The organism is Pseudomonas sp. PDM10, assembly GCF_014852295.1.
Taxonomy (GTDB): Bacteria; Pseudomonadota; Gammaproteobacteria; order Pseudomonadales; family Pseudomonadaceae; genus Aquipseudomonas.
This window is the reverse complement of record NZ_JACVBJ010000001.1, coordinates 606,153-619,782: the sequence shown is the minus strand read 5'-3', so window position 1 is coordinate 619,782 and position 13,630 is coordinate 606,153. Positions and strand designations below refer to the sequence as shown.

Sequence of the window (13,630 nt, the reverse complement as noted above, 5' to 3'; positions counted from 1 at the left end):
GCCATGGCCCGTTCATCCTCCGACACCTCGTCCAATTCGAAGCCGCGCGGCTACTTCAGCAGTTTCAGCAAAAGCGCCGAAAGCGAATTCATGCCGGAAACCGCCGGCGCCTCGTTGCAGGACTCACCACGCTGGTCGCGGATCACCGTGTGGCTCGCGGCTGCGCTGATTATCACGGCGGTGGTCTGGGCCAAATTCGCGGTGCTGCAGGAAGTGACCATGGGCGAAGGCAAGGCGATCCCGTCGAGCAAGATCCAAGTGATCCAGAACCTGGAGGGCGGCATCGTCACTGAGATTTTCGTTCGCGAGGGGCAAATGGTGAACAAGGGCGACACCTTGCTGCGCCTCGATGACACACGATTTCTGTCGAACAAGGGCGAAAGCGAGGCGGATCGCTATGCACTGACGGCGCAGGTCGAACGTCTGTCGGCCGAGGCGGAAGGCCGGCCGTTCAAACTGTCCCCCGAAGTGATCGCCAAGGCGCCGCAAGTGGCCGAGGACGAACGCTCGCTGTACGAACAACGGCAACGTCGACTGGCCAGCGAACAGCGCACCTTGAGTGAGCAGCTTCGGCAAAAATCCCAGGAACTGGCAGAGTTCCGCTCCAAACAGGGCCAATTCAGTTCAAGCCTGGCGTTGCTGCAGCAAGAAATGAACATGTCCACGCCCCTGGTAGGCACCGGGGCAGTTTCGCCGGTGGAAATTTTGCGACTCAAACGCAGCGCGGTGGAAATTCGCGGTTCATTGAACGCCACGACCCTGGCGATTCCCCGTGCGGAATCGGCGATCAATGAGATCAAAAGCAAGATTGATGAGTCCGAACAATCCTTCCGTTCCGACGCGGCGAAGGAGCTCAATGAAAAACGCACTGATCTGTCGAAAATCACGGCAACGAGCATTGCTATCGATGACCGAGTGACCCGCACCACGGTGGTGTCGCCGGTTCACGGGATTATCAAAGTGCTGAAGGTCAACACCATTGGCGGCGTGGTCCAGCCGGGCAGCGACATGGTGGAAATCGTGCCCATTGAAGACAACTTGTTGATCGAAGCCAAGGTCCGGCCGCAGGACGTGGCGTTTCTGCACCCGGGGCAGAAAGCGATGGTCAAGTTCAGTGCTTACGACTACACAATTTATGGGGGGTTGAGTGCGAAGCTGGAGTTGATTGGGGCGGACACGATTACGGATGACAAGGGCAACAGCTTCTACCTGATTCAGGTGAGGACCGACAAGAATCACTTGGGCGGGGATGTGAAACCGTTGCTGATCATTCCGGGGATGGTGGCGACGGTAGACATCATCACCGGGGAGAAAAGCGTGCTGGATTACTTGCTTAAACCCGTGCTCAAAGCCCGGACCGAGGCGATGCGCGAACGTTAGTCTCTGGCCGGGATTTTCTGTGATTGTTCTACCGCTATCGCGAGCAGGCTCGCTCCCACATTTGATCGCATTTCTCCTGGAGGAACTCGGTCAACTGTGGGAGATAGTTTCTGCTGGGATTTTCTGTGATTGTTCTACCGCTATCGCGAGCAGGCTCGCTCCCACATTTGATCGCATTTCTTCTGGAAGAACTCGGTCAACTGTGGGAGATAGTTTCTGCTGGGATTTTCTTTGATTGTTCTACCGTCTTCGCGAGCAAGCCCGCTCCCACAGTGGATCGCATTTCTCCTGGAGGAACTCGGTTAACTGTGGGAGCGAGCCTGCTCGCGATGAGGCCCGCACAGGCAATGATCATTTCGGCCCATGATTGCGCTGAAAGGTCTCCTCCCCCATCGCCGCGATCTGCCCCTCGATCAACGCCTCGAACGGCCGTAACAACGGGTCAAAAGTGGTCGGCGCTTCGAGGGTCTGCAACGCCTGCACTATCGCCTCCACCGTCGACAACGCGCCCGGCCCCGGTGCCTTGCGCAATCGATATCTCGACACTGCGCCCTGCGCCAACGTCACCCTCGGCAGCGCCGCCAGCAGCGGGTTGAGGTGCAGCATCTTGCGCGCCTTGCGCCAGGTGCCGTCCGGAACCACCAACAACATCGGTTCATCATTTAGCGTGTAAGCCTGCAACGGCTGCGCATCATCGGCGGGAAACAACAGCCGCGCCTGATAGCCCGGTTGATTCAACAGCGCTGGCAAATCCTCGAACACCTCGCCAACGATCAACTCGGCATTCTTCAACCCCAACGCCGCCAACCGCGCGGTGTTCAGCGCATGGTTCACTTCGCTCGGATGCTGCAACAGCAACACCCGGGAGCGGCTGTCGAGGCTCGGAATCAGCGGGCACAGGCAATGAGTTTGCGGACGCAGGCAGCGCGGACATTGGATTCTGGACATGGCTTGTTTTTCCGTTAAGCGGCCTGATTCAGTTGTGCTTTGAGCAAATCGCGAAAGGTCTGGATCAACGGCTCGCGGCTGCGGCCACGACGCACGATCATCGAGAACGGCGCCTGATAGCCGAAGGTCGCCGGCAGCAGCACCCGCAAATCGCCCTTGTCGGCCCAAGCCTGAGCGTAGTGCTCCGGCAGGTAGCCGATGTAGGCGCCCGACAACACGAGAATCAGCTGCGCCTCCATACTTTCCACCGTCGCCGCACTGTGTTTGAAACCGTGGCGTGCCAGTTCCGCCTGGCTCCAGTAACCGCGGCCGACCATGCGCTGCTGGGTGATCACTTGTTCAGGGATGCGCCGCTCGGTGAACAGCGGATGACGACTGCTGCAATACAACCAGTGTTGCTCGCGGTACAGCGGCATATAGACCAGACCGCTCATGCGCGTGGAGAACGCACCGATGGCCAGGTCGAGGCGATTGTCCTGCACGCCGAGTTGCAGTTCGTAAGGGCTCATGACCGACAAATGCAAATGCACGGCCGGGTGTTCCTGACTGTAGGCGCCAATGGCTTCGGCGAAGGGCAAGGCCTTGTCGCTGACGGTGGAGTCGATGACACCGAGGTTCAAGGTACCGCGCAGTTCGCCTTTGAGGGCAGCAGCGTATTGCTCGAAGCCTTCGAGTTCGCCGAGCAGACGCAGGGTTTCCTGGTGGAACAGTTCGCCTTTGCTGGTCAGGCTGAAACCACCACGACCGCGATGGCATAGGACCAGGCCGAGGGCGGCTTCGAGCTGGCTCATGTAAGTACTGATGGCCGAGGTCGAGAGGTTGAGCTCTTGCTGGGCGTTGGCAAACCCCTGATGGCGAACCACGCTGACGAAAATGCGCAACAGTTTCAGGTCGGGTAATGCGTTGGCCATGAGGATCTCCAGCAATATTGATCGTTCCCACGCTCTGCGTGGGAATGCAGCCCGTGACGCTCTGCGTCACATACACGAATTAGCGGGACGCGGAGCGTCCGTGGATGCATTCCCACGCGGAGCATGGGAACGATCATGCGGAGAAGTCTATCGTCGCCGCGGCCATTAGTTTAGAAAAATCTGAACTAAGTATTTGCCCGTAGCGATTCTTCCCGGCCACTACATTTCGCAGAATCGCCCCACAGCGGTGCCTGCGTCTCCCCGACCTGCGCAACCGACATAAATAAAACAACGACGATGAGGCCTTACCCGTGGACAAGATTCTTCACCAACCACTGGGCGGCAATGAAATGCCGCGCTTCGGCGGCATCGCCACCATGATGCGACTCCCCCATGTGCCAACCGCTGCCGGTCTGGATGCTGCCTTCGTTGGCGTCCCGCTGGACATCGGCACGTCCCTGCGCCCAGGCACCCGTTTCGGGCCTCGCGAAATCCGCGCCGAATCGGTGATGATCCGCCCGTACAACATGGCCACCGGCGCTGCACCGTTCGACTCGCTGTCGGTTGCCGACATCGGTGACGTGGCGATCAACACGTTCAACCTGCTGGACGCGGTACGGATCATCGAAGAGTCCTACCACAAAATCCTCGAACACAATGTGATCCCCCTGACCCTCGGCGGCGACCACACCATCACCCTGCCCATCCTGCGTGCGATCCATAAGAAGCACGGCAAGGTCGGCCTGGTGCACATCGACGCTCACGCCGATGTGAACGATCACATGTTCGGCGAGAAAATCGCCCACGGCACCACCTTCCGCCGCGCTGTCGAAGAAGGTCTTCTTGATCCGGACCGCGTAGTACAGATCGGTCTGCGCGCTCAGGGCTACACCGCCGATGACTTCAACTGGAGCCGCAACCAGGGCTTCCGTGTGGTTCAGGCCGAAGAGTGCTGGCACAAATCCCTGGCTCCGCTGATGGCCGAAGTTCGCGAGAAAGTCGGCGGCGGTCCGGTGTACCTGAGTTTCGACATCGACGGCATCGATCCAGCCTGGGCGCCAGGTACCGGCACCCCGGAAATCGGTGGTCTGACGACCATTCAGGCGATTGAAATCGTTCGCGGCTGCCAAGGCCTCGACCTGGTCGGCTGCGATCTGGTAGAAGTCTCGCCCGCTTACGACACCACCGGCAACACCTCGCTGCTGGCCGCCAACCTGCTGTACGAAATGCTCTGCGTACTGCCTGGCGTAGTCCACCGCTGAGGATTGGTCGTGAACGAACGTGATCAGGTACTCCAGGCCGCTGCCGATCTGGTAGCCGCCTTTGCCCGTAACGATCGCGAAGCTTACTTCGGAGCATTCAGCACCGACGCCAGCTTCGTGTTCTACCCCCTCGAACAGCCCCTGCTGTCGCGCGATGCCTATCAAGCGTTGTGGGACACCTGGCGCTCGGAGGATGGCTTCGAAGTGCTTTCGTGCACCTCGAGCAACGCCTTCGTCAGCCTGCAGGGTGACGTGGCGATTTTCATCCATGACGTGGCCACCGAGCTGCGCATGCAAGGGGAGCAACATTTCAGCCAGGAGCGCGAGACCATTGTGTTTCGCCGACAACAACAAGGCCTATGGCTGGCCTGCCACGAACATTTGTCCGCGATGCCGGAAGGGCTGCCACCCCCTTAGCCAAACAGGTGACGCTCACACACGATGAGCGCGCCTTTATGATCGGAGCTGATCATGAATAACAACAACAAAGACCAAAGCCTTACGCACATTGAAACCTACGGGGTCGAACAGATCCCGGACAGTGAACGCACCGCAGGCCCGACGGATTTGTTCCGGATGATCTTCGGTGGTTCCAACACGTTTGCCACCGCCGTGCTCGGCAGTTTCCCGGTACTGTTCGGCCTGTCTTTTCAGGCGGGCGTCTGGGCGATTGTGCTGGGCGTGTTGCTGGGCTCGCTGATCCTTGCGCCAATGGGTCTGTTCGGTCCAATCAATGGCACCAACAACGCCGTGTCTTCCGGTGCGCACTTCGGCGTGCACGGGCGGATCGTCGGTTCGTTTCTGTCGCTGTTGACCGCCATCGCCTTCTTCTCGCTTTCGGTGTGGAGTTCGGGTGATGCGCTGATTGGTGGCGCCAAGCGCTTGATCGGTCTTCCGGAAACCGACCTGACCCTGGGCCTGGCCTACGGTCTGTTCGCGATCCTGGTGCTGACCGTTTGCATCTACGGCTTCCGCTTCCTGCTGTGGGTCAACAAGATCGCGGTATGGAGCGCCAGCCTGTTGTTCCTGCTGGGCATCTTCGCTTTCGTCGGTCCGTTTGATGTGAACTACTTGATGTGAACTACGCCGGCACCGTCAGCATGGGCCAACCCGGCTTCTGGGCCGCCTTCATCGGCGCGGCGCTGGTGGCGATGAGCAACCCGATTTCCTTCGGCGCGTTCCTCGGTGACTGGTCGCGTTACATCCCGCGTGACACCTCCAAGCGCCGCATCATGGCTGCCGTGGTGATCTCGCAGATCGCAACCTTCATCCCGTTCCTGTTTGGCCTCGCCACCGCCACCATCGTAGCGATCAAGGCGCCGGACTACATCGCGGCCAACAACTACGTCGGCGGCCTGCTGGCGGTTTCACCGAGCTGGTTCTTCCTGCCGGTGTGCCTGATCGCGGTGATCGGCGGCATGTCCACCGGCACCACCTCGCTCTATGGCACCGGGCTGGACATGTCCAGCGTGTTCCCACGGGTACTGTCGCGGGTCAAGGCCACGCTGCTGATCGGTGTGATGTCGATTGCCTTCATCTTCATCGGCCGTTTTGCAGCGAACCTGGTGCAGAGCGTATCGACCTTCGCCGTGCTGATCATCACCTGCACCACCCCGTGGATGGTGATCATGATCATCGGTCTGCTGGTGCGTCGCGGTTTCTACTGCCCGGATGACCTGCAAGTGTTCACCCGCGGCGAGAAAGGTGGTCGTTACTGGTTCACGCACGGCTGGAACTGGCGTGGTCTGGGTGCCTGGATTCCAAGTGCCGCGGTGGGCTTGTGCTTTGTGAACCTGCCTGGGCAGTTCGTGGGTCCGCTCGGTGAACTGGCCGGCGGCATCGACATCAGCCTGCCGGTCACCCTTGGCCTGGCGTCGCTGGTGTACCTGACGCTGTTGAGCCTGTTCCCGGAATCGGCCGCGGTGTTTGGTCCAAACGATGCACGCAGCAAGGGCACACACACCATGGCAAAGCCTGAACTCCGTCAGCCCGCCTGACACTGATCCACCTGTGGGAGCGAGACCGGCTTGCCGGCGATGACGGCGGCACATCCAACATTGATGTGACTGCAAGACCGCTATCGCGAGCAGGCTCACTCCCACAGGGGGATGCCCCACAGAAATATTTTTGTTTCACCATAAAAAAGACAATCGGAGACACGCCATCATGGCATTGGATTTATTCGTCGTACTCATCTACGCCGCCGCGATGCTGATACTCGGCTACTACGGCATGCGCAAGGCCAAGACCAACGAAGACTTTCTGGTCGCCGGTCGTAACCTCGGCCCGAGCCTGTACATGGGCACCATGGCCGCCACCGTCCTGGGCGGCGCGTCCACCGTCGGCACCGTGCGCCTGGGCTACGTCCATGGTATCTCTGGTTTCTGGCTCTGCGCGGCCCTCGGTTGCGGGATCGTGGCGCTGAACCTGTTCCTCGCCAAACCGCTGCTGAAACTGAAGATCTACACCGTTACCCAGGTGCTGGAAAAACGCTACAACCCGATGGCCCGCTCGGCGAGCGCGGTGATCATGCTGGCGTATGCGCTGATGATCGGCGTGGTCTCGATCCTGGCCATTGGCACCGTGCTGCAAGTGCTGTTCGACCTGCCGTTCTGGCTGTCGATACTGGTCGGCGGTGGCGTGGTGGTGATTTATTCAGCGATCGGCGGCATGTGGTCCCTGACCCTGACCGACATCGTCCAGTTCGTGATCAAGACCGTGGGCCTGATGTTCATCCTGTTGCCAATCTGCCTGTACCGCGTCGGTGGTTGGGATGAGTTGGTGTTGAAACTGCCGGCCACCGCCTTCAGCTTCACCACGATTGGCTGGGACACCATCATCACCTACTTCATGATCTACTTCTTCGGAATCCTGATCGGCCAAGACATCTGGCAGCGTGTGTTCACCGTCAAGAGCGCCAAAGTGGCTCAGGTCGCCGGTACATTCGCAGGCTTCTACTGCATCCTTTACGGACTGGCCTGCGCCCTGATCGGCATGGCCGCACATGTGCTGATCCCGGACCTGGACAACGTCAACAACGCCTTCGCCGCCATCGTCAAACTGTCCCTGCCGGACGGTATCCGTGGCCTGGTGATCGCCGCAGCCCTGGCGGCCATGATGTCCACCGCCAGCGCCGGCCTGCTCGCCGCCGCCACCACCCTGACCGAAGACCTGCTGCCGAAACTGCGCGGCGGCAAACAGTCGACTCTGGGCATCAACCGCCTGTTCACCCTGTTGACCGGCATCGTTGTACTCGGCATCGCTCTGGTTGTGAATGACGTGATCAGCGCCCTGACCCTGGCGTACAACCTGCTGGTGGGCGGCATGCTGATCCCGCTGATCGGTGCGATTTTCTGGAAACGTGCAAACACCGCCGGTGCTATCGCCAGCATGGGCATGGGCTTCGCCACAGCGTTGGTGTTCATGTTCAAAGACGGTCTGGATGCCAACACCCCGATCTACTACAGCCTCGGTGTGGGTCTGGTGAGTTTCGTGGTGGTCAGTTTGCTGTCCCCTCGTCCAGCAGCAGTGGCCAGCCCTGCCTAAGCTGAACATAACGACTTGATGCTTTCTTCGACGGGTGTGGCGTCGGTTGCCACACCCGTTTTTTTTCGTCTGGAGAAAACCTTTGATGAAGATTGTTTCTCGCGATCAGTGGTTTGAAGTGAAACAGCTCAGCGACGGTATTCGCCTGATTCACGAGCCTTACATCCGCCCCTTCTATCGCTGCAACCTCTGGCACATTCAGGGCCGCGACAAGGACTTGCTGCTCGACAGCGGTTCCGGGCTGGTTAGTCTGCGCGAGCAATTGCCGTGGATCACCGAGCGGCCGCTGGTCGCCGTGGCCAGCCATTGCCATTTCGACCACATCGCCGGGCATCACGAATTCCCCGAACGGCTGGTGCACCCGGCCGAAGCACAGATCCTCGCGTCACCGGACGGCGAGAACACGCTGAGCACGGCGTTTGTCGGCGACGAAATGTTCGAAGCGCACCCGGATTGCCCGTTGTGCTACGCCGAGTATCGGGTCAAAGCTGCCCCAGCCACCGGCCTGATCGAAGAAGGCGACGTGCTCGATCTGGGCAACCGCACGCTGCAAGTGCTGCACACACCGGGGCATTCACCCGGCGGTATCAGCCTGTACGAAGCGGCGACCGAGACCCTGTTCAGCGGCGACATCATCTACGACGGGCCGCTGATCGAAGACGCCTACCATTCCAACCTCGACGACTACGCCCGCAGCCTGCAGCGTTTGCGCGAGTTGCCGATCCGCACGGTGCATGGCGGGCATTTCGGGAGTTTTTCCGGGGAGCATTTGCGCACGATGATTGACGAGTGGCAACGCTTGCACGCCTGAGGCCTGCTGTACTCAGCCGACAACGCGAGCCTGGCGCAATTGGGATTGGACAAAGGAGATATCGAAGAGCTGATCTTCCATCTGGAAGATCAGCTGGGTTTGACGGCGTTTAGGTTTTTGATCGAGATCGGGCGGGATTGAGACGGGTTGCCAAATACTCACCCGTTGCTAATCAGTATTGACTAGTGGACACACCGTCCTGTGGCGAGGGGATTTATCGGAATGCCGCACCACCCCGTCCGGCTGCGAAGCAGTCGCAAAATCGCCTGACGCGGCCAACCGGATACAACCCCGGTTGAATGGTCTGGGGGCTGTTTCGCAGCCCAACGGGAATAAATCCCCTCTCCACAACAAGCCCGCTCGCCACAGACCTCGTGTCGGTAGTTACCGGCGACGCTGCTGGCGTCGGCGTTGTTCGTCGTCAGTGCGAATAGGCACAGGTTGCAGAGGCGGTTCGATCAAACCGAGTGCAACCCCCAGGTCGTGCAGCCAGTTTTGGATTTTCTCTTTCATGGTGCCCCCTTCAGGGTAGTGCCGAGTAGCCAAAAATTCTGTAGCCACTTCGCACTGATAATAGTCCGAAGTCCTACGCAATGCTCGCCCAAAGTCGCAATGATCTGTTACTGAATTGATCAAAATACCTGACCGATAGTTCAAGCCATCTCCCGAGCCTGACTCGGCGCCGATGGATAGACCAATTGTTGCTGTTCAAGCCAGGCGTTCAAGTTCGCCCCGACCATGCCTTTGCGCCACATCAGCCACGTGGTGGCACTGGCAAATGGCTCGGCCAACGGATGCACCGCCACGCTTTCGCGGCCCGGCAGACTGGCAAGCATCGACTCCGACATCAGCGCCACGCCTGAGCCGGCGATCACGCAGGCAAGCATCCCTGGATAAGACTCGATTTCCATCGCCCGGCCCATGGCCGCGTGGTAATGAGAGAACCAGGCTTCCAGGCGCATGCGGTAGGAACAACCCTGCCGAAACGTGAACACCGAGCGCCCTTCCACATCCAGCGCGCTGAGGATCGGCGGGTGATCGGCTTCGCTAATCAGCACCAGCCGTTCGTCGCACAACGGCACGCCGTCGAGCCCGGCCAGCTCCAGTGGACCGTCCACCAGCGCCGCATCGAGACGCCCGGTGAGCAAACCTTCAAGCAATTCGCCGCTTGGGCCGGACTGCACTTGCAGGTTCACCGCCGGATAAGTGCGGTGATAACGCGCCAACAACCCCGGCAGATGAATCGCCGCCGTGCTGTACATGGTGCCGAGCACGAAGTCCCCGGCCGGTTGCCCGCCCTGCACCGCCGCCTGAGCTTCGTCGCGCAGATTGAACAGCTTGGCGGTGTAGTCCAACAGGACTTTTCCTGCAGGCGACAACTGCAAACGCTGACGTTCACGCACGAACAGTTCTACACCAAGTTGCTCTTCCAGCTGTTTAAGCCGGGTCGACAGGTTCGAGGGCACCCGGTGCAGGCGTTCGGCAGCGCGGGTGATGGAACCCTCCTGCGCTACTGCCTGGAAAATCCGCAATTGGCTGAATTCCACGCCATTCTCCAAATCAGAACAAGTTACTCACTATTATTCATTTTAAAAGAAAGTCAATCAGTCCTAGCCTGACGGTCATTGATCCTCTGCTGGAATTCAGACCATGTCCCCTCTGATTCGCTTACTCGCCAGTTTCATCGCCCTGATGATGGCCATGGGCATCGGGCGTTTCGCCCTCACGCCGCAGTTGCCGCACCTGCTCAGCGAAGGTCAGATCGACCTGACCGCCGCCGGTCTGATTGCCGCGGCCAACTACCTCGGCTACTTCGTCGGTGCGGTGGACGCGATGTTCTCTCGCCGCCCCCAGCAAGTGCGCCGGCGTTTGCTGGGCGGTTTATGGCTCTGTGTATTGCTGACGTTGGCCTCGTTCTGGGCAAACGGGTTTTGGTCCCATCTGGTGCTGCGGTTCGGCACCGGCGTGGCCAGCGCCTGGGTGCTGGTGATGATCACCGCGTTGAGCCAGCCACTGGCCGCGGCGGCCGGTCGCCCACGGCTTGGCGCCCTGGTATTTGCCGGACCGGGTCTGGGGATTTTTCTGACGGGCTTGTTGGCCTTGGGATCGAACCTGCTGGGGCAGACTTCAGCAGCCTTGTGGCTGGTGTATGCCGGCGTCGGGCTGGCGATGCTGCTGGGGATTCTGCCGTTCCTGCCGCAACCGGCCACGACCGTGGCCGCCGCCCCCAGCGTCGCTGGCTCGGGCAATCATGGCATCAGCCGTTTAGGTGTGGTCTATGGGTTGTACGGTTTAGGCTACATCATTCCGGCCACTTTCCTCTCGCAAATGGCCAACGCGCAGTTCCATGGCCAATGGCAGGCCGATCTGTTCTGGCCTTGCTTCGGACTTGCTTCGGCCATCGGGGTGGTGCTGGTGAGTCTGCGTCGACAACACCCGCATGGCACTCGCTATTGGCTGATGGCGACGTTGTGGCTGCAAGCCGCCGGGGTCTTCGCCTGCTTGTTGGGCAGTGGCCCAGGCCTGGCCTTGGGCGTGATCCTCTGCGGCACGCCGTTCCTGGCCTGCATGCAGCTGGTGATGCAACGCTCCCGGGAACTGGCGCCCCACGCCACCCAGCGCAACGCCGGGCTGCTGACGGCATGCTTTGCCGTGGGCCAGCTCAGCGGGCCGATGCTCGCGGCGTTGAGCAGCCATTTCAGCGGTGGTTTGCAGCCCGCGCTGGTGTTCGCCGGCAGTGGTTTGATTGTCGCTGGCGGTCTGTTATTGCGCCCGGTCAGCTCTGTCCAAGGGCTTTGCGCAAGCGACGGCGCACCCACTGCTCAGCGCTGACAAAGGTGATGCCCAACAACACCAGCACCGCGCCGACAACGAAGTTGAAGCTCAGCTTTTCGCCCAGCAGCAGCACACCGAACGTGACGCCGAACAGCGGCGTCATGAACGAAAACACCGCCAGGTTCGCCGCCAGGTAACGGCGCAATAGCCAGAACCAGGTCAGGTAACTGAAGAACGACACCACCAATCCCTGGAACAACACACTGGCCACCGCCACGGTGGTCAGGCTGACGTGGGTGACCTGGCCGCTGAGGATCGCAATCAGCAACAGGCCTACGAAACCGACAATCAATTGATAGAACAGCGTTAGCGTCACCGGCGCTTCCGACAGGCGCGAAGCGCGCACCACCACCGTGGTCGCCCCCCATGACGCGCCGGCCAGCACGCCCAGCGCATCGCCCATCAACATACGGTGATCGAGGTTGTCCCACGAGACCCCACCGGCAAAGGCAATGGCAATCCCGACGAAGGCGAGGAAAATCCCCAACCACTGGACCGGCCTTAAACGCTCACTCGGCAACAACCAATGAACGCCCAATGCGGTGAAGATCGGCGCGGTGTAAAGGAACACCGACATGTGCGCGGCCGTAGTCAGTTGCAGGCCTTCGGAAATGAAGAAGAACTCCAGGCCAAAAAGCGCGCCGGCCAGTAGTCCACCGCGCCAAGTGTTGCCCACTTGATCCCAACCGCCCTTCCAGCAGATCAACAATCCTACGAGCAACGCGGAAATACCCGAGCGCCCGGCGGCCTGCATGACCGGCGCAATGTCTGGCGCCGCCCACTTGATCATCACCTGTTGAATACCCCAGATCAGGCACAGCCCAATCATCACTTGCAGGGCAAACCCATCGGCACTGCGCCGGGTGGCGCTCACCGTGATACCTCGACAACACAATCCATGGCAGAAACTCGGCAGCTGCTACAAGAGTTTGACCGGTATTACGCTCAGCTCAGTTCAATGCGATCGGCGTGAATGACGATCTGGCCGTTCTTGTACAACGCACCAATGGCCTTTTTGAAGTTGCCCTTGCTCACGCCAAACATACTGCTGATCACCGTTGGGTCGCTCTTGTCGCTGACCGGCAGGCTGCCATTGTTGTCGCGCAACTTGGCGAGAATCTTCGAGTTCAGGCTGGTGGCGGCTTCTTCGCCTACCGGTTGCAGGCTCAGGCTAATCTTGCCGTCAGCACGGACTTCTTTGATAAAGCCCTTCTCTTCTTTACCGGCGCGCATGAACTTGAAGATTTCGTTCTTGTGGATCAGGCCCCAATGCTTGTTGTTGATGATCGCCTTGAAGCCCATATCGGTGGCTTCGGCAACCAGCAAATCAACTTCCTGGCCAGGGGTGTAGTTGGCCGGGGTCTTGTCGAGGTAGCGGTCCAGACGCGCCGTCGCGGTGATGCGGCGGGTGTGCTTGTCCAGGTAGACGTGTACCACGACATACTCGCCGGCGGTCATCTGACGCTTTTCTTCGGAGTACGGCAGCAACAGATCCTTCGGCAAACCCCAATCCAGGAAAACACCGATGCTGTTGACTTCAACGACTTTTAAACTGGCGAATTCACCGACTTGAACTTTCGGTTTTTCGGTAGTTGCGATGAGTTTGTCATCGCTGTCCAGATAAACAAAAACGTTGAGCCAATCTTCATCTTCGCTGGGAATATCTTTGGGAATATAACGATTAGGCAGGAGGATTTCGCCATCCGCGCCACCGTCCAGATATAAACCGAAGTTAGTGTGTTTAACCACTTGCAAACTGTTGTAGCGCCCGACTAAAGCCATTTCCAATACCCTCATTGCGTGGGCGGCATTCTACCCGGTTTTGCGGGCCGCGTTCGCTGGCCAGCCCAGTGGCGCAAGAAAATCCTCTGAAGGGCTTAATTTTCCTGGGCTTTACCGCACACGCCAGGCCGCTCGTCAGGCCGTTCTGGAGGTTT

The 13,630-nt window shown here is 59.6% G+C and carries 12 protein-coding genes and 2 pseudogenes; 8 read left to right on the top strand and 6 right to left on the bottom strand.

The genetic code is table 11. The features are described 5' to 3' along the window. Window positions 1-3 precede the first annotated feature (3 nt). Window positions 4-1,380 carry an HlyD family type I secretion periplasmic adaptor subunit gene (locus IB252_RS02960; protein ID WP_008153231.1) on the top strand — a complete coding sequence of 459 codons (1,377 nt, stop codon included), beginning with the start codon at window positions 4-6 and terminating at the stop codon, window positions 1,378-1,380. Between the two features lie 351 nt (window positions 1,381-1,731). On the opposite strand, the gene IB252_RS02955 is transcribed toward IB252_RS02960, so the two are convergent. Then, window positions 1,732-2,328: a tRNA-uridine aminocarboxypropyltransferase gene (locus IB252_RS02955; protein ID WP_192406689.1), complete on the bottom strand. Its 597-nt coding sequence runs from the start codon at window positions 2,326-2,328 to the stop codon at window positions 1,732-1,734. A gap of 14 nt (window positions 2,329-2,342) precedes the next feature. Next, window positions 2,343-3,239, bottom strand: a complete 897-nt coding sequence (locus IB252_RS02950; RefSeq protein WP_008153227.1) for a LysR family transcriptional regulator — start codon at window positions 3,237-3,239, stop codon at window positions 2,343-2,345. Window positions 3,240-3,550: 311 nt separating this feature from the next. On the opposite strand from IB252_RS02950, the gene speB reads away from it, so the two are divergent. From speB to IB252_RS30030, 6 genes and pseudogenes are all read left to right on the top strand, one after another. Then, complete coding sequence (gene speB / locus IB252_RS02945; RefSeq protein ID WP_008153224.1) at window positions 3,551-4,501, top strand: agmatinase; 951 nt, start codon at window positions 3,551-3,553, stop codon at window positions 4,499-4,501. A 9-nt stretch (window positions 4,502-4,510) separates the two neighbouring features. Further along, entirely contained in the window at window positions 4,511-4,918 is a 408-nt protein-coding gene (locus IB252_RS02940; protein WP_111452687.1) for a YybH family protein, read from the top strand. Between the two features lie 54 nt (window positions 4,919-4,972). Next, window positions 4,973-6,498 (top strand): annotated as a pseudogene (locus IB252_RS02935) (purine-cytosine permease family protein). A gap of 169 nt (window positions 6,499-6,667) precedes the next feature. Further along, on the top strand, window positions 6,668-8,047 hold the full coding sequence (locus tag IB252_RS02930) for a sodium:solute symporter (protein WP_111452685.1): 1,380 nt from the start codon (window positions 6,668-6,670) through the stop codon (window positions 8,045-8,047). Window positions 8,048-8,132: 85 nt separating this feature from the next. Then, window positions 8,133-8,858, top strand: coding sequence for an MBL fold metallo-hydrolase (locus IB252_RS02925; RefSeq protein ID WP_140684406.1), 726 nt, complete (start codon window positions 8,133-8,135; stop codon window positions 8,856-8,858). Between the two features lie 18 nt (window positions 8,859-8,876). Continuing rightward, window positions 8,877-8,999, top strand: a pseudogene (locus IB252_RS30030) (acyl carrier protein); the annotation flags it as partial. A 243-nt stretch (window positions 9,000-9,242) separates the two neighbouring features. Here the strand turns inward: IB252_RS30030 and IB252_RS30285 are convergent. Together IB252_RS30285 and ptrR are read right to left on the bottom strand one after the other, a co-directional pair. Continuing rightward, window positions 9,243-9,371: a PA1414 family protein gene (locus tag IB252_RS30285; protein ID WP_007914492.1), complete on the bottom strand. Its 129-nt coding sequence runs from the start codon at window positions 9,369-9,371 to the stop codon at window positions 9,243-9,245. A 140-nt stretch (window positions 9,372-9,511) separates the two neighbouring features. Further along, window positions 9,512-10,405, bottom strand: coding sequence for a putrescine utilization regulator PtrR (gene ptrR / locus IB252_RS02920; protein WP_111452683.1), 894 nt, complete (start codon window positions 10,403-10,405; stop codon window positions 9,512-9,514). A gap of 103 nt (window positions 10,406-10,508) precedes the next feature. On the opposite strand from ptrR, the gene IB252_RS02915 reads away from it, so the two are divergent. After that, window positions 10,509-11,690 carry an MFS transporter gene (locus IB252_RS02915; RefSeq protein ID WP_192406688.1) on the top strand — a complete coding sequence of 394 codons (1,182 nt, stop codon included), beginning with the start codon at window positions 10,509-10,511 and terminating at the stop codon, window positions 11,688-11,690. On the opposite strand, the gene IB252_RS02910 is transcribed toward IB252_RS02915, so the two are convergent. Further along, on the bottom strand, window positions 11,635-12,567 hold the full coding sequence (locus tag IB252_RS02910; RefSeq protein ID WP_192406687.1) for a DMT family transporter: 933 nt from the start codon (window positions 12,565-12,567) through the stop codon (window positions 11,635-11,637). The genes IB252_RS02915 and IB252_RS02910 overlap by 56 nt on opposite strands. Window positions 12,568-12,638: 71 nt before the next feature. After that, a complete protein-coding gene (locus IB252_RS02905) occupies window positions 12,639-13,475 on the bottom strand; it encodes a S1 RNA-binding domain-containing protein (protein WP_008153208.1) in 837 nt (278 codons plus the stop codon). Between the last annotated feature and the right edge of the window lie 155 nt (window positions 13,476-13,630).